The sequence below is a fragment of the Luteimonas sp. 22616 genome (assembly GCF_052044325.1).
Classification (GTDB): domain Bacteria; phylum Pseudomonadota; class Gammaproteobacteria; order Xanthomonadales; family Xanthomonadaceae; genus Luteimonas.
This window is the reverse complement of the sequence record NZ_JBQEMW010000002.1, coordinates 268567-290711: the sequence shown is the minus strand read 5'-3', so window position 1 is coordinate 290711 and position 22145 is coordinate 268567. Positions and strand designations below refer to the sequence as shown.

At 69.4% G+C, this 22145-nt stretch carries 17 protein-coding genes; 10 read left to right on the top strand and 7 right to left on the bottom strand.

What is annotated here, in order from left to right:
- The first annotated feature begins 356 nt into the window (after nucleotides 1–356).
- The 5 genes from ACTJIL_RS13690 to ACTJIL_RS13670 all read left to right on the top strand — a co-directional run bounded on the left by ACTJIL_RS13690 (nucleotide 357) and on the right by ACTJIL_RS13670 (nucleotide 6128).
- Complete coding sequence (locus ACTJIL_RS13690; protein WP_440756172.1) at nucleotides 357–1628, top strand: sugar MFS transporter; 1272 nt, start codon at nucleotides 357–359, stop codon at nucleotides 1626–1628.
- Nucleotides 1629–1677: 49 nt separating this feature from the next.
- Nucleotides 1678–2760 (top strand): LacI family DNA-binding transcriptional regulator, encoded by a 1083-nt coding sequence (locus ACTJIL_RS13685; protein WP_440756171.1) that lies wholly within the window; start codon nucleotides 1678–1680, stop codon nucleotides 2758–2760.
- 7 nt (nucleotides 2761–2767) lie between these two features.
- Nucleotides 2768–3820, top strand: a complete 1053-nt coding sequence (locus ACTJIL_RS13680) for an SIS domain-containing protein (RefSeq protein WP_440756170.1) — start codon at nucleotides 2768–2770, stop codon at nucleotides 3818–3820.
- Nucleotides 3820–4959 (top strand): N-acetylglucosamine-6-phosphate deacetylase, encoded by a 1140-nt coding sequence (gene nagA, locus ACTJIL_RS13675; protein ID WP_440756169.1) that lies wholly within the window; start codon nucleotides 3820–3822, stop codon nucleotides 4957–4959. The genes ACTJIL_RS13680 and nagA overlap by 1 nt, the downstream gene beginning before the upstream one ends.
- Nucleotides 4960–5051: 92 nt before the next feature.
- Nucleotides 5052–6128, top strand: coding sequence for an acyltransferase family protein (locus tag ACTJIL_RS13670; protein WP_440756168.1), 1077 nt, complete (start codon nucleotides 5052–5054; stop codon nucleotides 6126–6128).
- Between the two features lie 165 nt (nucleotides 6129–6293).
- Here the strand turns inward: ACTJIL_RS13670 and ACTJIL_RS13665 are convergent, their stop codons facing one another.
- Nucleotides 6294–7523 carry a multifunctional CCA addition/repair protein gene (locus ACTJIL_RS13665; RefSeq protein ID WP_440756167.1) on the bottom strand — a complete coding sequence of 410 codons (1230 nt, stop codon included), beginning with the start codon at nucleotides 7521–7523 and terminating at the stop codon, nucleotides 6294–6296.
- Nucleotides 7524–7570: 47 nt separating this feature from the next.
- The gene (locus tag ACTJIL_RS13660; RefSeq protein WP_440756166.1) at nucleotides 7571–9532 is read right to left on the bottom strand and encodes a transglycosylase SLT domain-containing protein; all 1962 of its coding nucleotides are present in this window, start codon (nucleotides 9530–9532) and stop codon (nucleotides 7571–7573) included.
- Between the two features lie 384 nt (nucleotides 9533–9916).
- Between ACTJIL_RS13660 and ACTJIL_RS13655 the strand changes: the two genes are divergently transcribed.
- Both ACTJIL_RS13655 and ACTJIL_RS13650 read left to right on the top strand, forming a co-directional pair.
- Nucleotides 9917–10708: a sulfite exporter TauE/SafE family protein gene (locus ACTJIL_RS13655; protein WP_440756165.1), complete on the top strand. Its 792-nt coding sequence runs from the start codon at nucleotides 9917–9919 to the stop codon at nucleotides 10706–10708.
- Nucleotides 10709–10828: 120 nt separating this feature from the next.
- A complete protein-coding gene (locus tag ACTJIL_RS13650; protein ID WP_440756164.1) occupies nucleotides 10829–13720 on the top strand; it encodes a TonB-dependent receptor plug domain-containing protein in 2892 nt (963 codons plus the stop codon).
- A 207-nt stretch (nucleotides 13721–13927) separates the two neighbouring features.
- Here ACTJIL_RS13650 and ACTJIL_RS13645 read toward each other — a convergent pair whose 3' ends face one another.
- The 4 genes from ACTJIL_RS13645 to ACTJIL_RS13630 all read right to left on the bottom strand — a co-directional run bounded on the left by ACTJIL_RS13645 (nucleotide 13928) and on the right by ACTJIL_RS13630 (nucleotide 17296).
- The gene (locus ACTJIL_RS13645) at nucleotides 13928–14698 is read right to left on the bottom strand and encodes an endonuclease/exonuclease/phosphatase family protein (RefSeq protein ID WP_440756163.1); all 771 of its coding nucleotides are present in this window, start codon (nucleotides 14696–14698) and stop codon (nucleotides 13928–13930) included.
- A 20-nt stretch (nucleotides 14699–14718) separates the two neighbouring features.
- A complete protein-coding gene (locus ACTJIL_RS13640) occupies nucleotides 14719–15546 on the bottom strand; it encodes a thiol:disulfide interchange protein DsbA/DsbL (protein ID WP_440756162.1) in 828 nt (275 codons plus the stop codon).
- 43 nt (nucleotides 15547–15589) lie between these two features.
- Nucleotides 15590–16246 (bottom strand): thiol:disulfide interchange protein DsbA/DsbL, encoded by a 657-nt coding sequence (locus tag ACTJIL_RS13635; protein ID WP_440756161.1) that lies wholly within the window; start codon nucleotides 16244–16246, stop codon nucleotides 15590–15592.
- Nucleotides 16247–16405: 159 nt separating this feature from the next.
- On the bottom strand, nucleotides 16406–17296 hold the full coding sequence (locus tag ACTJIL_RS13630; protein ID WP_440756160.1) for a c-type cytochrome: 891 nt from the start codon (nucleotides 17294–17296) through the stop codon (nucleotides 16406–16408).
- Nucleotides 17297–17597: 301 nt separating this feature from the next.
- On the opposite strand from ACTJIL_RS13630, the gene yihA reads away from it, so the two are divergent.
- The 3 genes from yihA (at nucleotide 17598) to ACTJIL_RS13615 (ending at nucleotide 20373) form a co-directional block, all read left to right on the top strand.
- Nucleotides 17598–18233, top strand: coding sequence for a ribosome biogenesis GTP-binding protein YihA/YsxC (gene yihA, locus ACTJIL_RS13625; protein WP_440756159.1), 636 nt, complete (start codon nucleotides 17598–17600; stop codon nucleotides 18231–18233).
- Nucleotides 18234–18308: 75 nt separating this feature from the next.
- Nucleotides 18309–18875: a hypothetical protein gene (locus tag ACTJIL_RS13620; protein ID WP_440756158.1), complete on the top strand. Its 567-nt coding sequence runs from the start codon at nucleotides 18309–18311 to the stop codon at nucleotides 18873–18875.
- A gap of 133 nt (nucleotides 18876–19008) precedes the next feature.
- A complete protein-coding gene (locus ACTJIL_RS13615) occupies nucleotides 19009–20373 on the top strand; it encodes a glutamate--cysteine ligase (protein ID WP_440756157.1) in 1365 nt (454 codons plus the stop codon).
- A 7-nt stretch (nucleotides 20374–20380) separates the two neighbouring features.
- On the opposite strand, the gene ACTJIL_RS13610 is transcribed toward ACTJIL_RS13615, so the two are convergent.
- Nucleotides 20381–22045, bottom strand: coding sequence for a tetratricopeptide repeat protein (locus ACTJIL_RS13610; protein ID WP_440756156.1), 1665 nt, complete (start codon nucleotides 22043–22045; stop codon nucleotides 20381–20383).
- Nucleotides 22046–22145 lie beyond the last annotated feature (100 nt).

The following is a 22145-nucleotide window of genomic DNA, read 5'->3' as shown; positions in this document are numbered from 1 at the left end:
CGTGGGCGGTGAAGTGGGCCGGAGTGTGGAAGCGCTTTGACAACGATGTCAACACACTGTCACGAACGCATGGACACACGCTCGACGGTGGCGACAAAAATAGCGTTGATTGCATTCAATTGATTCCTTTGCTTGCAACAGCGTGACTAATTCGGGGCATTTCATGATTCTTGCGGTGCAACAATCGGACAGCGATGCTGCGCCGCACAAGCTATGAGTGCGCAAACGAAGCGGTCAGGAACGCAGAAAACGTGGCCTGGACCGGAAAAGTATGACAACGTTATTCCCGGAGGCTGTCCGATGCGTCATGCGCAGCGGCGGCCGCATTCAACCGTTGCGCACAGGAGACATTGTCCATGGCCGTCGCCGCATCCGCATCGAAACCCGCCGGCAATACCGGCTCGATCGCCATCATCGGCCTGCTGTTCTTCATCTTCGGCTTCGTCACCTGGCTCAACGGGCCGCTGATCTCGTTTGCGAAACTCGCCTTCGATGTCAGCGAGGCGCTCGCGTTCCTGATCCCCAGCGCGTTCTACATCTCCTACTTCTGCCTGGCGCTGCCGGCGTCCTGGGTGCTGCGGCGCACCGGCATGAAGAAGGGCATGGCGCTGGGGTTGTTTGTGATGGCGGTTGGTGCGGTGGTGTTCGGCCATTACACGACGCTGCGGGTGTATCCGGGGGCGGTGGCGGGCGTGTTCGCGATCGGCGCGGGGCTGGCGATCCTGCAGACCGCGGCCAATCCCTACATCAGCATCCTCGGGCCGATCGAAAGCGCCGCGCAGCGCATCGCGGTGATGGGCATCTGCAACAAGACCGCCGGCATCCTGGCGCCGCTGCTGATCGGCACCTTCGTGATGCACGGCATGGGCGACCTGGCCGCCGAAGTCGCCGGCGCCGATGCCGCGGCGCGCGAAACATTGCTGGCGGAGTTCGCCGCGCGCGTGCACACGCCGTACATGGCGATGGCCGGGCTGCTGGCATTGTTGGCTGTGGGCATCGTGTTCTCGCCGCTGCCGGAAATCCGCCCCGAGGATGCCAACGCGGCCGCAGCCGGCGGCTCCGCCAGGCGCGGCCTGCTGCAGTTCCCGCACGTGTGGCTGGGTGCGCTGTGCATCTTCGTGTACGTGGGCGTCGAGGTGATGGCGGGCGATGCGATCGGTATCTACGGGCAAGGCTTCGACCTGCCGCTGGACCAGACCAAGTTCTTCACCTCGTTCACGCTCGGGGCGATGCTGGTGGGCTATCTGGTCGGATTGGTCGCGATCCCGCGCTTCATCTCGCAGGAGCGCTACCTGAGCCTGTCGGCGGTGCTCGGCGTGCTGCTGGCGCTGGGCGCGTTCCTCACCCACGGCTACGTCTCGGTCGGCTTCATTGCCGCGCTGGGTTTCGCCAACGCGATGATGTGGCCGGCGATCTTCCCGCTGGCGATCCGCGGGCTCGGGCGGTTGACCGAGACCGGCTCGGCGCTGCTGGTGATGGGCATCGCCGGTGGCGCGGTGATCCCGCAGCTGTTCGCGGTGCTCAAGCAGCACTACGATTTCCAGCTGGTGTTCGCCGCGCTGGTGGTGCCGTGCTACCTCTATATCCTCTATTACGCACGGCGCGGCCATCGCGCCGGGCTGGACTGACCGGGTGGAAGGGAATGACAGACGGCAATTGCCGGGGGGACCGGGACTGATGCGCAGGCCGACCATCAAGGACGTCGCCGAGCGCGCCAAGGTCTCGCTCAAGACCGTGTCGCGGGTGATCAACAACGAGCCGTCGGTGATGCAGGCCACGCGCGCGCGCGTGCTGCACGCCATCGCCGAGCTCGACTACGAACCCGATCCGTCCGCGCGCAGCCTGCGCAGTGCCACGCCCTATGTGATCGGGCTGGTCTACGACAACCCGAACCCGTACCACATCATCGGCGTGCAGAACGGCGTGCTGGCCGCGTGCCGGGAAACCGGCTTCGACCTGCAGATCCATCCCTGCGATTCGAGCTCGCCGCTGCTCGCGGACGAACTCGGCGAATGGGCGCGGCGTTCGCGCCTGGCCGGGCTGGTGCTGACCGCGCCGATGTCCGAGTCGACCGAACTGGTCGAGGCGCTGGCCGCGCGCGGGATCAAGCTGGTGCGCATCATCGCCGCCACCGAGGACCCGAAGGACGGCCACCCGTGCGTGTTCGTCGACGACCGCGACGCCGCCTACGAAATCACCGAACACCTGATCCAGCTCGGCCACCAGCGGATCGGCTTCCTTTGGGGCGGCGCGGCGCACCGTTCCAGCCAGGAGCGCTATCACGGCTACGAGGACGCGCTCAAGGATTACGGCATCACCCTCGACAAGCACCTGGTGGTGCCCGGCGACTACACCTTCGACGACGGCTTCCGCGGTGCGCGCCGGCTGCTGGCGTTGCGCGAACCGCCGACCGCGATCTTCGGTTCCAATGATGAAATTGCGGCCGGGGTCCTCGCCGCCGCGAAGTCCGCCGGCGTCGACGTGCCCTACGACCTGTCGATCGCCGGTTTCGAGGACAGCCCGATTTCCAAGCAGTCGTGGCCGGCGCTGACCACCGCCAAGCAGGCCACCGAGGACATCGCCCGGCATGCGACGCGCCTGCTTGCCGGCAGCCTGCGCCAGGATGCCTACGACGAGCATCCGATGGCGATGCACAACCAGGGCTTCGTACCCCAGCTGGTGGTGCGCGGCTCGACCGCGCCGATGCGTCCCCGCGGCAACGCCGCGGGCCGCCCCCCGCAACCCGGGCACGAGGCCTGAGCGCGCGATGGCGACCGCGCCGGAATCGACGCTGATGTTCCGCGAGGCTGCGGAGGCCGCCGACGTGGTTGCCCGGCAGTTCGCGCGCAATCGCGGCGTGGTGGCCGACCTGTGCGCCGAACTGCGCCGCGCGCCGCCACCGTTCGCGGTGACCTGCGCGCGCGGCAGCTCCGATCACGCCGCGACGTACGCGAAATACCTGCTGGAAACCCAGCTCGGCATCGTCACCGCCTCGGCCTCGCCGTCGGTGGGCTCCGTGTATGGCGCCACGCAGGCGCTGCAGGGCGCGCTGTACCTGGTGATCTCGCAGTCGGGCAAGAGCCCGGACCTGCTGCGCAACGCGCAGGCCGCGCACGACGCCGGTGCGCGCGTGGTGGCGCTGGTCAACGTCGAGGACTCGCCGCTGGCGCGCATGGCGCACACCGTGCTGCCACTGCACGCCGGCGCCGAGCGCAGCGTCGCGGCGACCAAGAGTTACCTTGCCTCGCTGGCGGCGATCCTGCAGCTCGGTGCGTCGTGGAAGGGCGAGGCGCCGCTGCTCGATGCGCTCGACGCCTTGCCCGATGCGCTGCGCGCGGCGTGGCGATGCGACTGGTCGCCGCTGGTCGACGGCCTGCAAGAGGCGCGCAACCTGTTCGTGCTCGGCCGCGGCCTCGGCCTGGCGGCGGCACAGGAGGCGGCGCTGAAGTTCAAGGAAACCTGCGGCCTGCACGCCGAGGCCTTCAGCTCGGCCGAGGTGAAGCATGGGCCGATGGCGCTGGTGGGGCCGGGGTTCCCGGTGCTGGCATTCGCACTGGCCGACGAAACCGGCGCCGGCACGCGCGCGCTGGCCGAGGAGTTCCGCGAACGCGGTGCGCCGGTATGGATCGCGGCGAACGACACCGGCGGCTCCGGATCAAGTCCGGTGCAGGCCCTGCCGCTGGCTGACGCGCCGCACCCGGCCTGTGCGCCGCTGCTGGTGGTGCAGAGTTTCTATCGCGCGATCAACGCGCTGGCGCTGCGGCGCGGCTTCAACCCGGACCTGCCGCCGCACTTGAACAAGGTGACGGAGACGGTGTGATGGCGACCGCGCTGGCCAACGGCAGGGTGCTGCTCGACGACGGCTTGCACGACGGTGTCGCCGTGCTGGTCGAGGGCCGCGACATCGTCGCGGTGGTACGCGACGACGATCCGCGCGTGCGCGCGGCCGAACTGCACGACCTGCGCGGCGGCACGCTGTTGCCCGGCTTCATCGACGCCCAGGTCAACGGTGGCGGCGGCGTGCTGTTCAACAACGCGCCCACCGTCGATGCGATCGCGACGATCGCGCGCGCGCACCGTCGCTTCGGCACCACCGGCCTGCTGCCGACGCTGATCAGCGACGATCTCGACGTGATGCGCGAAGCGATCGCCGCGGTGCGCGAGGCGATCGCACGGGGCGTGCCGGGCGTGCTCGGCATCCATCTCGAGGGGCCGTACCTGGCGCCGGCGCGCAAGGGCACCCACGACGCCGGCAAGTTCCGCGTCCCCGATGCCGCCGAAATCGAACTGGCGACCTCGCTCGACAACGGCGCCACCCTGCTGACGCTCGCGCCGGAGCAGGTGCCGGTTGACGCCGTCCACGCCTTCGCCAGACGCGGCGCGATCGTGGCCGCCGGCCACACCGCGGCGAGCTACGAGCAGGCGCGTGCCGGGCTCGACGCCGGCGTACGCGGTTTCACCCACCTGTACAACGCGATGACGCCGCTGCAGGGGCGTGAGCCCGGCGTGGTCGGCGCAGCGCTCGAAGATCGCGACAGCTGGTGCGGGATCATCGTCGACGGCGTGCACGTGCACGCGGCCAGCCTGCGCGTGGCGCTGGCGGCCAAGCCGCGCGGGAAGCTGTTCCTGGTGACCGACGCGATGCCGCCGGTCGGCGCGGACAGCCCCGACTACGTGCTCTACGGCGAAACCATCACCGCGCGCGACGGCGTGGTGCGCAACGCAGAAGGCGCGCTGGCCGGTTCCGCGCTCGACATGGCCACCGCGGTGCGCAACGCGGTGTCGATGCTCGGCCTGCCGCTGGAAGAAGCCGCGCGGATGGCATCGCTGTACCCGGCGCAGTTCCTCGGAATCGATGGAGCGCTTGGGCGCATCGCCCCGGGGTATCGCGCCGATCTGGTGCTGCTCGACGATGCGCTGCAGGTCGCCACCACCTGGATCGCCGGCGAGCCTTTGTAGGAGCGGCTTCAGCCGCGAGTTCTTTCCTGCCGAGCGCCGCATGTCTTCCGATCGAAGGACTCGCGGCTGAAGCCGCTCCTGCAGGAGATGCCATGCCCGTGACCGACACACGCCGCCTCGCCTCCGTTGACGCCTTGCGCGGCCTCGCCGTCGCGGCGATGCTGCTGGTCAACACCCCCGGCGACTGGGGTCACGTCTACGCGCCGCTGCTGCATTCGGAATGGAACGGCTGCACGCCAACCGACCTGGTGTTCCCGTTCTTCCTGTTCATCGTCGGCGTGTCGATCGCACTGGGCGTCGTGCCGCGCGTGGACAACGGCGCCGATCGCGGCCCGCTGCAACGCGCGGTGCTGTGGCGCGCCGCACGCATCGTCGCACTCGGCCTGTTGTTGCACCTCGCAGCTTCGTGGCTGCTCGACAAGGAGTACTTTCGCCCCTGGGGCGTGCTGCAACGCATCGGCATCTGTTTCGCCATCGCCGGCCTGCTCGCGCTGCACGCCAGCGTGCGCCTGCAATGGTGGTGCCTGGGCGCGCAACTGCTCGGTTACTGGGGCCTGCTCGCGTGGAGCGGCGGCTCCGAGCCATGGGTCAACCTTGCCAGTCGCATCGACACCGCGATGCTTGGCCCTCATGCCTATCTGTTCGATCCCGCTACCGGCCGCGGTCACGATCCGGAAGGACTGCTCAGCACGCTGCCGGCGATCGCCACCACGCTGCTCGGCCTGCGGGCAGGCGACTGGCTGCGCCACGGCGACACGCGCCGGCTGTGCATCGCCGCTGTCGTCGCACTCCTGCTCGGCGCGGTCTGGTCGCGGATGTTCCCGTTCAACAAGAACCTGTGGACGTCGTCCTACGTGCTGTGGAGCGGCGCCTGGGCGATGCTCGCGCTTGCCGTGTGCCACTCGCTGGTCGACGTGCGTGGCTGGCCGGCCATTGGCCGCAGCTTCGGCGTCAACGCCATCGCCGCGTACGCCGGCTCGGCATCGATGATGTATGTCTTCGCCGCGCTGGGTTGGTGGGAGCCGATCTACCGCATCGGCTTCAGCGGCTGGATGACGCCGCGCTTCGGGCCGTACGTACCGTCATTGGCTTTCGCGCTCGCCTTCGTCGCTGTCTGGTGGGCCATCGTGCGCTGGATGGACTGGCGCGGATGGCATTTGAAAGTGTGATCGTGCGCCGCCGGCGCCGTATTCCATGCAGGATGCCGGAACACAGGACGGTCCGCCCACAAGGCAGCAACCGGATGCCGGTGTCCGCGGCTCATGCATGTGAACCGATTCAACACAAACCCTTACCCGTGCGAAACGACATGTCCCCACTCGAGGGACGGATGGTTATCCGCCCGGACTTCGCGCCTTCCCGATCTCCTCGATCCGCGCCTTGCGCAGCGCCTCGCCGATCTGCGGGCCGGTGAGTTCCTCGCTGGCGATGTCGCGGGCGCTGACGGCGAGGGTCGCGGCGTGCAAGCGCAGGAGTTCATTGCGCTGCGGATAGGGTTCGTCCTGCAGTCCGGCGCGGCCGCGCTTGTCGGCTTCGCAGGCGATGGCGAGTTGCGCGATGCGGTCGGGCTTGCGGAAGCCGTCGCAGCGGGCGAGCAGGTCGTGCACCGTGGTGTCGCGCAGTTCCAGCAGGCGATGGATGTTGAGGTGTTCGCGGCACACCATCAGCGCGAGCTCGCGGTGCGCGACCGGCACCTTCAGCCGCTCGCACAGCGCGCGCAGTGGGGCGAGGCCGCGCTGTTCGTGCATGACGTGCCGCGGCAGCTCTTCTTCCGGCGTGAGTGCCTTGCCGAGGTCGTGGGTGAGCGCGGCGAAGCCGATCGCCGTGTCGCCGGGTGCGAGCTGCGAGGCCATGTCGCAGACCAGTTCGACATGGACACCGGTGTCGACTTCCGGATGGTATTCGGCGCGCTGCGGCACGCCGTACAGCGCCTCGACTTCCGGCAGCACCGCGGCCAGCGCGCCGCAGTCGTGCAGGGTGCGGACGAAGGCCGAGGGCCGCTTCGATGCCAGCGCGCGCGACAGCTCCTGCCACACGCGTTCGGGCACCAGTGCATCGAGTTCACCGGAGGCCGACATCTCGCGCATCAGCGCCATCGTCTCCGGCGCGACGGTGAAGCCCAGCGGTGCAAAGCGGGCCATGAAGCGCGCCGCGCGCAGCACCCGCAGCGGATCCTCGGTGAAGGCCGGGCCGACGTGGCGCAGCACCCGCGCCTCGATGTCGCGCGCGCCGCCGAACGGGTCGACCAGGTTGCCGTCGGCATCCTGCGCGATCGCGTTGATGGTGAAGTCGCGGCGCTCCAGGTCCTGCTCTAGCGTCACCGAAGGATCGGCGTGCACGACGAAGCCGCGATAGCCGCGCCCGGACTTGCGCTCGGTGCGCGCGAGCGCGTGCTCCTCATTCGTCCGTGGATGCAGGAAGACCGGGAAGTCGCGGCCGACCGGCCTGAAGCCGGCGGCGAGCATGGCGTCCGGGGTCTCGCCGACGACGACATAATCGCGGTCGCCGGGCTCGAGGCCCAGCAGCAGATCGCGCACCGCGCCGCCGACGAGGTAGATGTCCATGCCGCGATGATGCCCTGATGTCTACCCGCAAGGTAGACGGGCGCGCGTCAGCCCTTCGGCGCTTCCGCCAGCGGGCAGGTGAACTTCTTCCGCGCGCCGCTCGATTGCCCGCGCAGGCGCTGGCTCACCGGCAGTGCGTCGCCGTTCAAGCGCCAGTCGTAGATCACGCTGAAGGCGAGCACGCGGGCGACGTAGTCGCGGGTTTCCTTGTAGCTGATGGTCTCGATCCAGAAATCCGGATCCATCGACGGGCGCTGCGACTGCCAGCGCGCCACCGGCGTCGGGCCGGCGTTGTAGGCGGCGATGGCGTAGTAGGTCTGGCCATACTTGTCTTCCATCTGCCGCAGGTAGGCGCTGCCGATGGCGATGTTGGTGTCGGAGTCGTACAGGCTGGCGGCACCGGCATACGGAATTCCGTTGCGCTTGGCCACCGCGGCGCCGGTCGACGGCAGCACCTGCATCAGGCCCATCGCATTGGCCGACGAGCGAGCGCGTGGGTTGAAGATGCTTTCGGCGCGGATCTCGGCGGCGATCCAGGCCGGGTCGAGCTGGTGTTTCGCGGCCTCGCGGCGGATGGTGTCGCCGTGGTGCAGCGGGAAGCGCAGCTTGTACAGGCGCTTCTCTTCCGGGTGCTTCGCGGTCTCCAGGCCGAACACGCCGCGGTCGAACCAGCCGTTGTCCTGCGCCACCTCGATTGCCAGTCGGCGCTGCCTGTCGTCGAAGCGCGAGAGCGCGTCCTTCCATTCGCGCTGCGCCCAGCCGACGCGGTCGATGCGCTGCAGTGCGATCGCGCGCACCAGCGCGGGGTCGCGCGCGACCGGCGCCTTCGCGGCGGCATCGTCGTTGGCGATCCACGGGCACAGTGCGTACGGCTGCTCGAGCCGGTCGGCGGCGAGGAAGCCCTGGAAATCCGACTCGCGCGCGGCGGTGCGGTACAGCGCCTGTGCCGCGGCTTTGTCGCCGGTGAGCTCGGACAGGCGCGCGGCGAAGTAGGTCCAGCGCGACTCGCCGCGCTGGACCTCGCCCATCGCCTTGATTGCGGCGAGCGCGGCGCGCCAGTCCGAACGCGACAGCGCTTCGCGCGCCTGCCATTCGCGCAGGCGTTCGTCGTACGCCGACGCTGGCACTGCGGCGAGGCGGCGCGCGGATTCTGGTTCGTACGAGGCGGCCGTCCACAGTGCGATCTGGTACAGCACGCGGCCGCGGTCTTGTTCGGTGAAACCCAGCGCGCTGGCGAAGCGCGGCAGCGCGTTCTCGGCGGCCACCGGGGTGGACTTCGCCAGCTTGGCCAGGCCGTGCGAGGCGACCAGGCGGCTGCGTGGCGTCTTCGGCCAGGCCAGCGCGCGATCGTTGACGGCGTCGAAGAACGACGCGTAGTCGTTGGCCTGCGCGAACTGGTCGGCGGGCAGGCCGCGGGCGGCGGCGCGCATCACCGCCGGCTGCCATTCGGTGGCGGCTTTCTCGATCCGCTCCCAGCGCAGCTCCGGCGGCAGCCCGCCCTTGGCCGCGAGGATCGCGAACGGCGCATCGCAGCCGTCGGGCAGCGACTTGCCGCTGCTGCGCCAGATGTCCTGCGCGTCCTTGATCCATTGCGCATCGGCGGCGCCGGTGGCCTGGCGGGCGTCGAGGTCGGCGCAGCGCAGGGCGACGTCCTTGATCGAAGGCGACCATGCAGCGCGGAACGCCGGCCAGTCCTGGCGCCGCGATAGCGCTGCCAGCCAGATCGAGCGAAAGGCCTCGGCGACGGCCTCGCCCTTGTGCCGCGAAAGGAACGATTGCGCCTGGTCGGCCGGCAGCGTATCGATATCACGGCGCAGGGCGGCGTACTCGAGCCAGCCGTACAGCGGATCGTTGGCAAAGCGCGCGGCGTCGACGGCCTGGCCGCGCTCGGCGGCGGCGATCGCGTCGCCGATCGGGCTGGTTGCGGAAGTCGATTGCGCGTGCGCGCCACCGACGGCGAGCAGGCAGGCGAGCGCGCAGAGCAGGGTGCGGAGGCTGGAATTTGGCATCGCCGGACTATAGCGAACGATGGGTGAACGAAGATTCGCGGTGGGCGGGGCTGGTGGGAGTGTCGTCGCGATGCGTGATGTGCGGAATGCGCGACAGGCGACAGGCGGCCGGCGCGAACCGCAGTGCTATTGATGGGATGCGATGGACGACTCCCGTGGACGCCAAAAACTTGCCGTCATTCCCGCCTTCGCGGAAATGACGACGTGGGGGTGGGTGCATCTCCGGAAGCCGCCTTGCGCGAGATGGCAGAGCGGACCACCTCCTCATGGAATTGAAACTCCATCGACAATGCGGGAGAACGCGACGCGCCTGGCCCGAACAGGCAGCGGGTAATCTTCAGGCCTTCACCCGTCTACCCGACGCCGCGCACAAGGCAGGCACCCATGCTCGACGGATTCTGGATCTTCCCCCTGCTCGGCGTCATCGCCGGCGTGCTGGCCGGCCTGCTCGGCGTCGGCGGGGGGCTGATCCTGGTCGCCGCGTTGGTCTGGGTGCTGCCGCTGCACGGCATCGATCACGACGCGGCGATGCATGCGGCGCTGGCCAGTTCGATGGCCAGCATCGTGCTCACCGCGGCATCGTCGGCCTGGGCGCACCACCGCCGCGGTGGCGTGCTGTGGCCGACAGTGGTGTGGATGGCGCCCGGCCTGGTGGTGGGCGGCTGGCTCGGCAGCCTGGTGGCGGTGGCGCTCGACGGCGCGGTGCTGAAGTGGGGCGTGATCGGTTACTGCCTGCTCGCCGCGGCGCAGATGGCGTTCGGTCGGGTGCGCAACGGCGGCGGCGACGTGGTGCCGGCCGGGCCGGGCATGAGCGCGGCCGGCGTCGGCATCGGCGCGGTGTCGGCGGTAGTCGGCATCGGCGGCGGCAGCATGACGGTGCCGTTGCTGGTCTGGCGCGGGGTGGCGGCGGTGCGCGCGGTGGGTACGTCGTCGGCCTGCGGGGTGGTGATCGGGATCGCCAGCGCGACCGGGTACGCCTTCAACGCCCCGGCCGGCGCGCTGCCGGAGCACGCGGTCGGCTACGTCTACCTGCCGGCGGCGATCGGGGTGGCGGCGGCCTCGGTGCTGGCCGCGCCGCTGGGTTCGCGGCTGGCGCACGCGATCGGCGGCCCCGCCCTCAAACGGGTATTCGCCGTGTTCCTGGTCCTGGTGGCGGGCAGCCTGCTGCTGCAATAGCCGGAAACGGGCATCCGGCATTTGTGCGGCGCGGCCGAATTCGTTACAACCGGGTCCGTCGCAACCGAACTACCGCCGCGGACAGGGGGCCGGCGGTCGTCACTCTTGGGAGAGAGACCGATGACGTTCCTGCCCCATGCAAGATTGGCCCTGGCCATCCAGGCTTCGCTGTTACTTTCGTTTTCCGGCTTTGCCGCTGCGCAGGAGGCCCCTGCCGACGCCGAGCAGGCCAAGACCCTCGACACGGTCACCGTGACCGGCACCCGCATCAAGAAGGCCGAGCTCGAGAGCCAGGTGCCGGTGCAGGTCCTCACCCGCGAGGACATCGACCGCAGCGGCTTCACCTCGGTCGCCGACATCGTGCAGAACCTCACCGCCAGCGGCGCGGCGCTGAATACCAAGTTCAACTCCAGCGGCAACTTCGGCTTCCCGCCCGACGGCGGTGGCGTCGGTGCCGGCGCGGCGACGGTGGACCTGCGCCACCTCGGCGCCAAGCGCGTGCTGGTGCTGGTCGACGGCGTGCGCTGGGTCAACGAATCCTCGGCCTCGGGCGTGGGCTCGTCGGTGGACCTCAACACCATCCCGCTGTCGATCATCGAGCGCATCGAAGTGCTGGAGGACGGCGCCTCGTCGATCTACGGTTCGGACGCGATCGCCGGCGTGGTCAACATCATCACCCGCCGCAGCATCGACGGCGTCAAGCTCGACTTCAACTACGGCGATTTCAACGACCTCGATGGCGGCGAGACCTACGGCGCCGACCTGGGCTGGGGCGGCAGCACCGACCGCGTGCAGTGGTTCCTCGGCGCTTCGTACTACAAGCAGAAGCAGATCGTGTCGTCCGAGTACGGGCCGGCGAGCGTGCCGGTGCCGGGGACCGGGTTGTCGAATGGCAGCTCCGCGACGCCGCAGGGGCGTTTCGTGTTCCAGGACCCCAACACCGGGCAGGTCTACAGCATCACCCCGGATACCGGCGTCGCTGATCCGGTCTACACCAGTGGCCAACCCGATTGCCCGACCACGCGCAGCGACGACTTCCACTGCTTCGCCACGGCGGACCGCTTCAATTTCGCGCCCTACAACCTGTTGTTGACGCCCTCCGAGCGCAAGAGTGTGTTCGGCCAGGTGCGCTTCGACTTCACCCCGACCTTCAGCGGCCACGCCAAGGTGCTGTACAACCAGCGCGAGTCGGCCAACCAGGCCGCGCCCGAGCCGATCTTCCTGGGCACCGACGCCGGCGTGTACAACGACTACGCGGAAAAGACGCTGGTGATCTCGGCGCTCAATCCGTACAACCCGTTCGGCTTCGACCTGACCACGATGGGGCCCAACCCCAACTTGTTCCTGCTCGGGCGGCGCCCGGTCGAGGGCGGTCCGCGCCGCTACCAGCAGGAGGTCAAGACCTGGTACGCGTCGGCGGGCCTGGAGGGCACGTTCGACGTCGCCACGCGGCCGTGGAGCTGGGATGCCAACGTGGCATTCAGCCGCAGCCGCGCCGAGCAGACCAACACCGGCAGCTACAACATCCGTCGCATCAACGAGGCGCTCGGCGACCCGGCCGCATGTGCGGCGATCGCCGGCTGCGTGCCGCTGAACCTGTTCGGCGGTGAAGGCACGATCACGCCCGAGATGCTGGCCTTCATCCAGCCGATCGTGCGCGACAGGAGCGAGAACAAGCTGTCGCTGTTCACCGCCAACCTCACCGGCGACCTGTTCGAGATGTGGGCCGGTCCGCTGTCGTTCGCCGCCGGCTACGAGTACCGCGAGTACGAGGGCAGCTACACGCCGGACCCGATCACCATCGCCGGCGAATACAACGGCGTGCCGTCGGGGGCGACCTCGGGTGACTACGACGTCAACGAGTTGTACGTCGAGTTCAATGTGCCGCTGATGCGCGACGGCTGGTTGGGCAAGAGCCTGGACCTGAGCGTGGCCGAGCGTTATTCCGACTACTCGACCTTTGGTGGCGAGAACACCGGCAAGCTCGGCCTGCGCTGGCAGGTGGCCGACGAACTGCTGCTGCGCGGCTCGTTCGCGCAGGGCTTCCGTGCACCCTCGATCGGCGAGCTGTACGGGACGCTGGCGCGGTTCGACGCCACGCTGACCGACCCGTGCAACAACGCAGCCTCGACCACGCCGCAATGCGTTGCCGAAGGCGTACCGGCCGGCTACGAGCAGTCCAATCCGCAGATCTCGGTGGTGACGTCGGGCAACGCCAACCTGCAGCCCGAGACCAGCCGCAGCCTGATGCTGGGCGGCGTCTGGAGCCCGTCGTTCGCATCCGGTGTCGCGTGGTCGGACAGGCTCGACATCGGCCTGACGTTCTACCGGCACACGATCGAGGATGCGATCCAGGCGCGCGATGCGCAGACGATCCTCGATCGCTGCATCAGCTCGCGAGATCCGGAGTCTTGCAGCTTCTACGACCGCAATCCGGTCAGCGGCCAGATCATCCGGTTCGACGACATCCTCGACAACCTCGGCACGATCAAGACCGACGGCTGGGATTTCAACGTCGGCTGGAGCCTGCCCGAGCGGGATTGGGGCCGCCTGCGCTTCGACTGGAAGAACACCTGGGTCGGGCATTACGAGCTGGTCAACGAGTCCGGGCAGGCGGAACCGCGGCGCCCGGGCAGGGAGCTCAACAACAGCGCGATCCCGGAGTGGACGTCGACCCTGGTCACCGACTGGACCCGAGGCCCGTGGACGGTGGCGTGGACGGTACGCCACATCGACGGCCTGACCGAGTCGTGCGCGGGCGCCAACGGTTTCGACATCTGCGACGACAGCGCCAACGACATCAACCACTTGCCGGCCACGACCTACCACGACCTGCAGGTGTCGTGGCAGACCACCGCCTGGCTGAAGGGCTTGCGGATCAGCGCCGGGGTCAACAACGTGGCGGGCAAGGATCCGCCGATCTGCCTGAGCTGCACGCTCAACGGCTATGACGCGTCGACCTACGACCTGCCGGGCCGCTTCTGGTACGCGCGCGTGGGCCTGGATTTCTGATGGCAAAGCGCCCCTCTCCCGCAAGCGGGAGAGGGGCGTAGGTCGGGGTGACATCTCCGACGGTTTTTCGGGGGGGCCGCGTGCGTTGGTGTGCCGGGTGGCGCGGGTGGCGCGGGTGGCGGGGGCGTAGCCCCGACCTACGGCGATGGCGGCGCGGGTGGAGAAACGGCTCGCTCGTAGGTCAGGGTTGCATCCCTGACGGCTTTTCTACGCGTTCCCGCGCCTGAGCGCCTGCTCCGGCACGTCGAGTTCCAGCGACAGCGCCAGGTGGTCCGATGCCGCCGCGGGCAGCGCGCGCATCGCGCGGCAGCCCAGGTCGCCGGTGACCAGGATGTGGTCGATCGCGCGCTGCGGCTTCCAGCTCGGGAAGGTATGCACCGCGCACGTCGGCGGCTGCAGGCGGGTGTGTTTGTAGAGCACGTCCATCTCCGGCCGGTCGGAGGTGCAGTTGAAGTCGCCCATCAGCACCGCGTGCGGATAGTCGGACAACAGTTCGGCGATGAACGACAGCTGCGCCAGACGAGATTGCGCGCCCAGCGACAGGTGCGCCACGGCGATGGCCAGGCCCTCGTCGCCTTCGCCGAAGCGCGCCAGCAGCACGCCGCGACCGGAGATGCGCCCGGGCAGGGAATGGTCGACCACCTCCAGCGGCTCGAGCTTGCTGAGCAGGCCGTTGGCGCTGGAGGCGACGTTGCCGACGCGGCGGTTGGGCTGGTGGCTCCAGTAATCGAAGCCACCGCGTTCGGCCAGGTAGTGGGTCTGGTTGGTGAAGCCCGAGCGCCAGCTGCCCGGGTCGCTTTCCTGCAGGCCGACGATGTCGTGGCTGCCGGCCAGCTCGGCGATCGCGTCGAGCGCACCGCGCTTGTTGCCGGCCGGCAGCACGTGCGACCAGCTGCGCATCGCGTAATCGCTGTAGCGGCGCGTGCTGGAGCCGGCCTGGATGTTGGCGCTGAGCAGCTTGAGGCTTTGGTGCGGCATCGTGCCTTCGGCCCGCGGCGTTACTGCCCGACCGCGCGCTCCTTCGCGATCAGCTGCTCGGCGTTGTCGAGCATGTTCTCGTAGCTGTTGCCCTTGACCAGGTACTTGCCGTCGATGATCAGTGTCGGCGTTCCGCTGATCTGGCTGCGCATCGCGAACTGCTTGGCGCGGCTGGTCTTGGCGTTGATGGCGAAGCTGGACATGGTGCTGGCGAACTGCTTCGGGTCGGCACCGTGCTTGCCGTAGAACGCGGCGATGTCTTCCACCGAGTCGCGGCCGCGCTCGCCCTTCAGGCTCTGGTCGATGTGGATCGCCTGGTACATCGCGTCGTGGGTCTTGTCGACCAGGCCCATCGACTCGGCGGCATAGAAGGCGCGGGCATAGTCGTCCCAGGTGCCGCCGAACAGCGCCGGCACGTAGGTGAAGCGGACGTCGGCCGGGAGCTTTGCCTTCCACGAGCGCACCAGCGGCTGGAAGTTGGCGCAGGCCGGGCAGACGTAGCCGAAGACCTCGACCACCTCGATCTTGCCGTTGCGCGGCGCGAACGGCTGGCCGTTGGGGATCTCGACGTAGTCGCGGCCGGCGACCAGGGACGCGCCCGCGTTCGGGTCGATCGGCGGTGCGGGCGGCGGGGTCGGGGTATCCGACGCGGCTTCGGCGGTCTCGCCGGCAGCCGGTGCTTCGGCGCTGGCGTCGGCGGCGGGGGGCGCGTCACCGGCGGCGGCGTCCGCGGCCGGAGCCTCCGGGGCGGGTGCCGCGGTGGCGGCGTCGACGGGAGCGGGGTCCTGGCGCGAGCAGGCCATCAGCGGCAGCAGCAGCAGGGACAGGAGAGCGAGGCGCTGGGTCATGGTCGGGTCTCGTTTGGGTGGCAAATTCGGGAATGGCGTGTGGTCACGGCCGCTTGCGCGCGGCGCGTTCCATCGCGACCAGCTGTTCGGCGACGCGCAGCGCCTGTTCGTGGCTGGCGGCCTGCACGCGGTACTTGCCGTCGACCACCAGGGTGGGCGTGCCGCGCAGGCCGCTGGCGATCGCGAACTCGCGCGCGCGCTGCATCATCGCATCCACGGTCGGGCTGGCCATCGCTGCCTTGAATTTCGCCGCATCGATCCCTTCGCTGCGGGCGAAGGCCGCCAGCTCATCGGCGCTGGCGTGGCTCATCGGCACCGTCTGTTCGGTGTGGACGGCGCGGAACAGCGGCGCATGGAGCTGGTCGAGCACGCCCAGCTGCAGGGCCGCGAAACAGGCGCGGCCGTAGTTGTCCTGCGGGCTGAAGGCGGCCGGCACGTAGCTCACGCGCACGTCGGCCGGCTGCCTGCGCTTCCAGGCGTCGAGCTGGGGCTGGAAGTCGGCGCAGTGGTGGCAGGTGTACGCGAAGATCTCGGCGACCTCGATCCTGTCATCCGCGGACGACCAGCGCTGGCCGCCGGGAATGACCACGTAGTCCTCGCCCTCGACCGGGCCGCCCGCCGCCGGCTGGGCGCAGGCGGCCAGCGGCAGCAGCAGGCACTGGACCAGGAGCAGAAGCAGGAAGGCGCGGCGGGGGGGCATGGGGCGTCGGGTCATTGCGGCAAGGGTCCTGGCAGCGTGGCGCATTGCGCGGATCGGAAGATGGGGGCGACGGGCAAAAAAACGCCGGCGCAGAAAGTCTGGCCGGCGATCTGATTCAAGGGCTGTGAACATCCGACCGCGGGTCGGAGGGGAAGTTCATCAGCTCTGCTCGGGCTGCGCCGCCGGTTCAGCTTCGGGCGTCGGAGCGCTCTCGGCCGGGGCGGGCGCCGGGACCGGCGCGGCGGCCGGCGCCTGCGGCGCCCTGGCCATCGCGGCCTGGGTCGCCGCGTCCGGGCGCTCGTGCAGGCCTTGCAGGTAGCTGCCCAGCGAGCTGATTTCCTCGTCGGTCAGCGACTTGGCGATCGTGGCCATCATGTTGAACAGGTGCGGATCGGCTTCGCTGGTGGTGCCGGCGCGGTATTCCTGCAGGCGCCGTACCACGTAGTCGGCCTGCTGGCCGCCGATGTGCGGGTAGGCCGGGCCCGGGTTGCCGGCGCCGGCGGGGCCGTGGCAGGCCATGCAGGCCGGGATCCCGCGCGCCATGTCGCCGCTGCGGAACAGCTTCTGGCCAACCTGGTAGAACTTCATGCCCTGGTTGGGGCCCGAGGTGATGAGGGTGTCGTCGGCGATGCCGGCGCCCGCCTTCTGGGTAGCGAAGTACGCGCCGATGTCGCGCATGTCCTGGGCGCTGAGCATGGAGGCGAACGGCATCATCACTGCGGCCATGCCCGTGTTGCGTTCGCCGCTCTTGAACAGGGCCAGCTGGTGGGCGATGTAGCGTTCGCTCTGCCCGGCCATGCGCGGGTACATCGGGTCGGTCGGATTGCCGTCGAGGCCGTGGCAGGCCGCGCAGGCGCCGGCCTTGGTGGCGCCGGCCTGCGGGTCGCCCCACTTGGTCTTGGCCAGCTCGGCGACCGCAGACGTGTCCAGCGAGGCCGTCTCGACCGGCGCGTTGTCGGGCAGCGGCGTCACGGTGGTCTGGGCGAAGGCGGCTGCGGCCACCGCGAAGGCGGCGAGGCCGGCAAAACCGTAGGCACGGGCGTGGCGCATGAGCTGGGCTCCGGAATTCCATGAAATCGCGCAGGCCCCGGCCGGCGCGGCAGTGCAGGGGCGAATCGCACCCGCTTGAACCGGGAATTATCGTCGCGTGCCGCAAGCCCGGTCAAACCTGCGCGGCGCGTACGAGTCCGCGTTGTCATCCAAGGTGCGCCGCATCGGCTCCGGAATGCCGGGCCACGGCCAGTCCGGCCTCGCGCCTCGAGCTCACTCATGGCCGGACGCCCGGCGAGCCGCGCAGCAATGCTGCGCGAGCTGGCCCACCCCGCCGGCGGCCGTATGCGATCCTAGCGGCATGTCCAATCCGCTCGCCCGCGCGCGCTACCTGCTCGCCGCCCACACCCCGCGCCAGCTGCCACCCGACGGCGGCTTCGAAGTCGCCTTCGCCGGCCGCTCCAACGCCGGCAAGTCCAGCGCGCTCAACGCGCTGTGCCAGCAGAACGCGCTGGCGCGCGTCTCCAAGACGCCCGGCCGCACCCAGCAGCTGGTGTTCTTCGACGTCACCGCCGGCAGCGGCGGCGCCGCCGAGGTCGCGCCCGAGGACGCCCGCTACCTGGTCGACCTGCCCGGCTACGGCTACGCCAAGGTCCCACAGGACCTGCAGGCGCACTGGCAGGCCTTCCTCGACGGCTACTTCGGCAGCCGCATGGCGCTGCGCGGGCTGGTGGTGGTGATGGACATCCGCCATCCGCTCAAGGATTACGACCGGCAGATGCTCGGCTACGCGGTGCAGCGCGGCCTGCCCGCGCACGCGTTGCTGACCAAGGCCGACAAGCTCGGCCGCGGCGCGGCGGGCAACACCCTGCAGGCGGTGCGGCGCGAACTGTCGAACGCCTTCGGCGACACGGTCAGCGTGCAGACGTTCTCGGGCGAGTCGAAGCAGGGCGTGGAGCAGGCGCGGGAAGTGGTGGGGCGCTGGCTGCAGCTCTGAGTGGCCTGTCCCTTCCGGCCGCGCCGGTGCGTATTCCTTCCTGATGGCGCGCGGCGCCGCGAACGGGAGGATGCAATGATCAACAGGACACGATGGGCCACTGCGCTGCTGGTGGTGGTGGCGACCGCGGCGCCGGCCGCGGCCCCGGAACTGGCCGCCGAACAGGTGAACCTGGACACGTCGATGCTGCTGGCGCTGGGCGGTTCGGTCGACCAGCAGCTGGCGCAGGCGTTCGTGCTTGACGAGAAGGGTTACGTCAGCCATCTCATGCTGCCGATGAGCTGCCAGCCGAAGTCGACGGTGCTCGTCACCCTCGAGAAGACTACCCTTGGCGTGCCCAACGGAAGCGTGCTGGCCTATCAAGAAGTGCCGGGCCACGTATTCACGTCGTACCCGACGCCTGCAGTGGGCATGCGCATGGTCGAGTTCGAAAAGCCCGCGCTGCTGGGCCCTGGCGTGTATGCGTTCACGCTCACCGTCAAGGATGGCGACTGCGGCGTCTACGTTGGCCCCAACGGCAATACCTATCCTGGCGGCGCCGGCTATTTCATCGCCAGCGGCAACCCGCCCGGGTGGATCGAGCTGTTCGACGCCGGTGGCATCCGCGACATGGCATTCCAGGTGTACCGGCGCGATCCGTAAAAGCCCGGCAGGCGTGCAGGCGGAACACTGAAGATGCGGCGGTGGCGCCGATTGGCGACAGGACACCGGATATAGTGCGCGCTTGCGATGGCTGCCGCGTCGGCATCGTCCACGCCCGGAAGCGAGTACGCCCTTGTCCAGCCCCAGCCACGCCAGCGACACGCAGATCACCGGTCGCGACCAGCTGGTCGCGTACATCGCCTCCGGCGAGAAGCCCAGGGCCGACTGGCGAATCGGCACCGAGCACGAGAAGTTCGGTTTCCGCCTCGATGACCTGCGCCCGCCCGAATTCGATGGCGAGCGCGGCATCGAATCGCTGCTGCGGGGATTGACGCGCTTCGGCTGGGAGCGGGTCGACGAGCACGGTCGCACCATCGCGCTGCTGCGTGACGGCGCCTCGGTGACGCTCGAACCGGCCGGCCAGCTGGAACTGTCCGGCGCGCCGCTGGAGAACATCCACCAGACCTGCAGCGAGGTCGATGGTCATCTGCGCGAAGTGCGCACCGTCGCCGACGAACTGCGGCTGGGCTTCCTCGGCATGGGCTTCCAGCCCAAGTGGCGGCGCGAGGACATGCCGTGGATGCCCAAGGGCCGCTACAAGATCATGCGCGCCTACATGCCCAAGGTCGGCGACCTCGGCCTGGACATGATGACCCGCACCTGCACCGTGCAGGTCAACCTCGACTTCGCCAGCGAAGCGGACATGGTGAAGAAATTCCGCGTGTCGCTGGCGCTGCAGCCGATCGCGACCGCGCTGTTCGCCGACTCGCCGTTCACCGAAGGCAAGCCCAACGGCTACCTCAGCTACCGCTCGCACATCTGGACCGACACCGATCCCGACCGCACCGGCATGCTCGACTTCGTGTTCGAGGACGGCTTCGGCTACGAGCGCTACGTCGACTACCTGCTCGACGTGCCGATGTATTTCTCCTACCGAGACGGCACCTACTTTGATGCCAGCGGCCAGAGCTTCCGCGACTTCATGCAAGGCAAGCTGCCGGTGCTTCCGGGGGCGCTGCCGACGCTGGTCGACTGGTCCGACCACATGACCACCGCCTTCCCGGAAGTGCGGATGAAGAAGTACCTGGAAATGCGCGGCGCCGACGGCGGCCCGTGGAACCGGCTGTGCGCGCTGCCGGCGTTCTGGGTCGGGCTGCTGTACGACGATGCCGCGCTCGACGCGGCCTGGGACCTGGTGAAGGACTTCACCATGGAAGAACGCAACGCGCTGCGCGACGGCGTGCCGAAGCAGGCGCTGAAGCTGCCGTTCCGCAAGGGCAGCGTGCGCGACATCGCGCTGGCGGCGCTGAAGATCTCCGCCGGCGGGCTGCAGCGACGCGCCCGCATCAACGGCAACGGTGCGGACGAAAGCATCTTCCTCGCCACGCTGGTGGAAGCCGCCGACGCCAACGAAACCCCGGCCGAACGCAAGCTGGCGCTGTTCCACGGAGAGTGGAACGGCAGCGTGGATCCGGTGTTCCGCGAATTCGCGTACTAGCCGGCACTCAGTAGTGCGGCGCCGGCAGCGGCGCGTCAGCCCACTGCCAGGCCACGAGCTGACGACGCTGCGTGTCGCTTGCGGCATCGGTCTTGCCCAGCTGCTGCTGCGCCAGGGCCAGCCCGGCCAGCGACCAACCGTTGTCCGGATACGCGTCCAGTGCCCGGGTGAACGCCTGTTCCGCTGCCTGCGCGTCGCCGGTTTCGAGCAATGCCGTGCCCAGGTATTGCCGGGCCGGCAACGGCCAGTCGGCCGGTTCGTTGTAGGCCAGCGCGTCTTCCGCAGCCACCGCCTCGCGCAACCGCGCCTGCGCTTCGCGCGGCTGCCCGCGCGCGCGCAGCAGTTCGCCTTGAAGCAGGGCGTCGGCCACGCGCAGCACGCCATCGGCGTGGTTGATATCGAAGAAGCTCACCTCTGCCATTGCCGGATCGCGCGCGAGCGCGTGCAGGGCATCCGCATCCTGCGCGGCTTTCTCCAGCGCGCCGGTGCGCGCGTGCGCCATGCCACGTGCGAAATGCCAGATGGCGGTCGGGAACGGAAGCCCCGACGGTGCGCCGGGTTGCGCCAGGATGGCATCCCAGTCGCCGAACCGGACCTGGGTCAGCAGTGGCGCGACGACGTAGAGCTGCATGAATTGCAGTGGCGGCTCGCCCATTGCCGCGTGGTCGGCGCGCTTCGCGGTTTCGCGCGCGGCCTGCAGTGCCAGCGTGCGCGAGCCGGTCAGGCCGGCGGTCATGGCGGCGAAGTGCCAGTTGTGCGGCACATAGCCGATCGGATACACGCCGTTGCTTCCGCGGCACACCGCCAGGAACGCCTTGTCGGCGGTGGTGGCGGAGAGGTTGGTCAGGGTGGCGTCGTGGTAGCGGCCGATCCGGATGTAGGTGTGCGCGGGCATGTGCACCAGGTGCCCGGATCCGGGGGCGAGCGCCGCGAGGGCGTCGGCGTAGGGTTCGGCGCGCCGGGGTGCTGGCGACGCTTCGGTGGCGTGGATGTAGTAGTGCATGGCGCCGATGTGATGCGGATTGCGCGCGAGCACGCGCTCGAGTTCGGCGAGGATCGTGGGTGTCGCTGCGGCGGGCTTGCCGTCGTCCTGCCAGTAGGCCCACGGCGACACGTCCATCAGCGCTTCGGCATGCAGAGTGGCCGCGTCGTCATCGCCGGGGAAGCGCGCGGCTGCGCGCGCCATCGCGTCCGCGTAGGCGAGGTCGAGTGGCTTGCGGTCCTGTGGGGCGGGATCGGCGTAGCGCGCCTGCAGTGCGTCGATCAGGGCGCGGTCGGCGGGCGTGGCCCCGTCGGCGAGATCGGCCGCGCGGCGCGCGAGTGCCGCCGCCTCCGGCGCGAGCGCGGGATCCATCGGCAGGTTGATGTTCGGACCCAGCACCAGGGCCTGGCCCCACGCGCACATCGCACAGCGCGGATCGAGGCGGGCGGCCTCGGCGAATGCGCGGCCGGCCGCTTCATGGTTGAAGCCGTAGGCCAGGCGCAGGCCCTGATCGAAGTAGCGCTGCGCGGCCGGGACCGGGGTGCCGATGTCGCGATGCAGGGCGCCGAATCCGTCGAGCATCGGCGGTGGCGGCGTTGCCACCGGTTCGGCCGGGAGGGAATCCCGCGTGGAGCCACAGCCCGCAAGCGCGAGTGCCAGGCCAACGGGGATGAGCGATGTGGCGCGCATGGGGGCATTCCTCGTCGTGTCTGCGGGACAACGCAGCGGGGCGGTGCGGACGGTCACGGCGATGCGACACGGCCTTGCCCCCGCGCCGTGTAGGCTTCAT

Bases quoted from the DNA above. Each gene is read 5' to 3' on its own strand.
- ACTJIL_RS13680 (WP_440756170.1), top strand. From the start codon at position 2,768: ATGGCGACCGCGCCGGAATCGACGCTGATGTTCCGCGAGGCTGCGGAG.
- ACTJIL_RS13665 (WP_440756167.1), bottom strand. From the start codon at position 7,523: ATGGACATCTACCTCGTCGGCGGCGCGGTGCGCGATCTGCTGCTGGGC.
- ACTJIL_RS13650 (WP_440756164.1), top strand. From the start codon at position 10,829: ATGACGTTCCTGCCCCATGCAAGATTGGCCCTGGCCATCCAGGCTTCG.
- ACTJIL_RS13620 (WP_440756158.1), top strand. From the start codon at position 18,309: ATGATCAACAGGACACGATGGGCCACTGCGCTGCTGGTGGTGGTGGCG.
- ACTJIL_RS13630 (WP_440756160.1), bottom strand. From the start codon at position 17,296: ATGCGCCACGCCCGTGCCTACGGTTTTGCCGGCCTCGCCGCCTTCGCG.
- ACTJIL_RS13660 (WP_440756166.1), bottom strand. From the start codon at position 9,532: ATGCCAAATTCCAGCCTCCGCACCCTGCTCTGCGCGCTCGCCTGCCTG.
- ACTJIL_RS13670 (WP_440756168.1), top strand. From the start codon at position 5,052: ATGCCCGTGACCGACACACGCCGCCTCGCCTCCGTTGACGCCTTGCGC.
- ACTJIL_RS13635 (WP_440756161.1), bottom strand. From the start codon at position 16,246: ATGCCCCCCCGCCGCGCCTTCCTGCTTCTGCTCCTGGTCCAGTGCCTG.
- ACTJIL_RS13610 (WP_440756156.1), bottom strand. From the start codon at position 22,045: ATGCGCGCCACATCGCTCATCCCCGTTGGCCTGGCACTCGCGCTTGCG.
- ACTJIL_RS13690 (WP_440756172.1), top strand. From the start codon at position 357: ATGGCCGTCGCCGCATCCGCATCGAAACCCGCCGGCAATACCGGCTCG.
- yihA (WP_440756159.1), top strand. From the start codon at position 17,598: ATGTCCAATCCGCTCGCCCGCGCGCGCTACCTGCTCGCCGCCCACACC.
- ACTJIL_RS13640 (WP_440756162.1), bottom strand. From the start codon at position 15,546: ATGACCCAGCGCCTCGCTCTCCTGTCCCTGCTGCTGCTGCCGCTGATG.
- ACTJIL_RS13685 (WP_440756171.1), top strand. From the start codon at position 1,678: ATGCGCAGGCCGACCATCAAGGACGTCGCCGAGCGCGCCAAGGTCTCG.
- nagA (WP_440756169.1), top strand. From the start codon at position 3,820: ATGGCGACCGCGCTGGCCAACGGCAGGGTGCTGCTCGACGACGGCTTG.
- ACTJIL_RS13655 (WP_440756165.1), top strand. From the start codon at position 9,917: ATGCTCGACGGATTCTGGATCTTCCCCCTGCTCGGCGTCATCGCCGGC.
- ACTJIL_RS13645 (WP_440756163.1), bottom strand. From the start codon at position 14,698: ATGCCGCACCAAAGCCTCAAGCTGCTCAGCGCCAACATCCAGGCCGGC.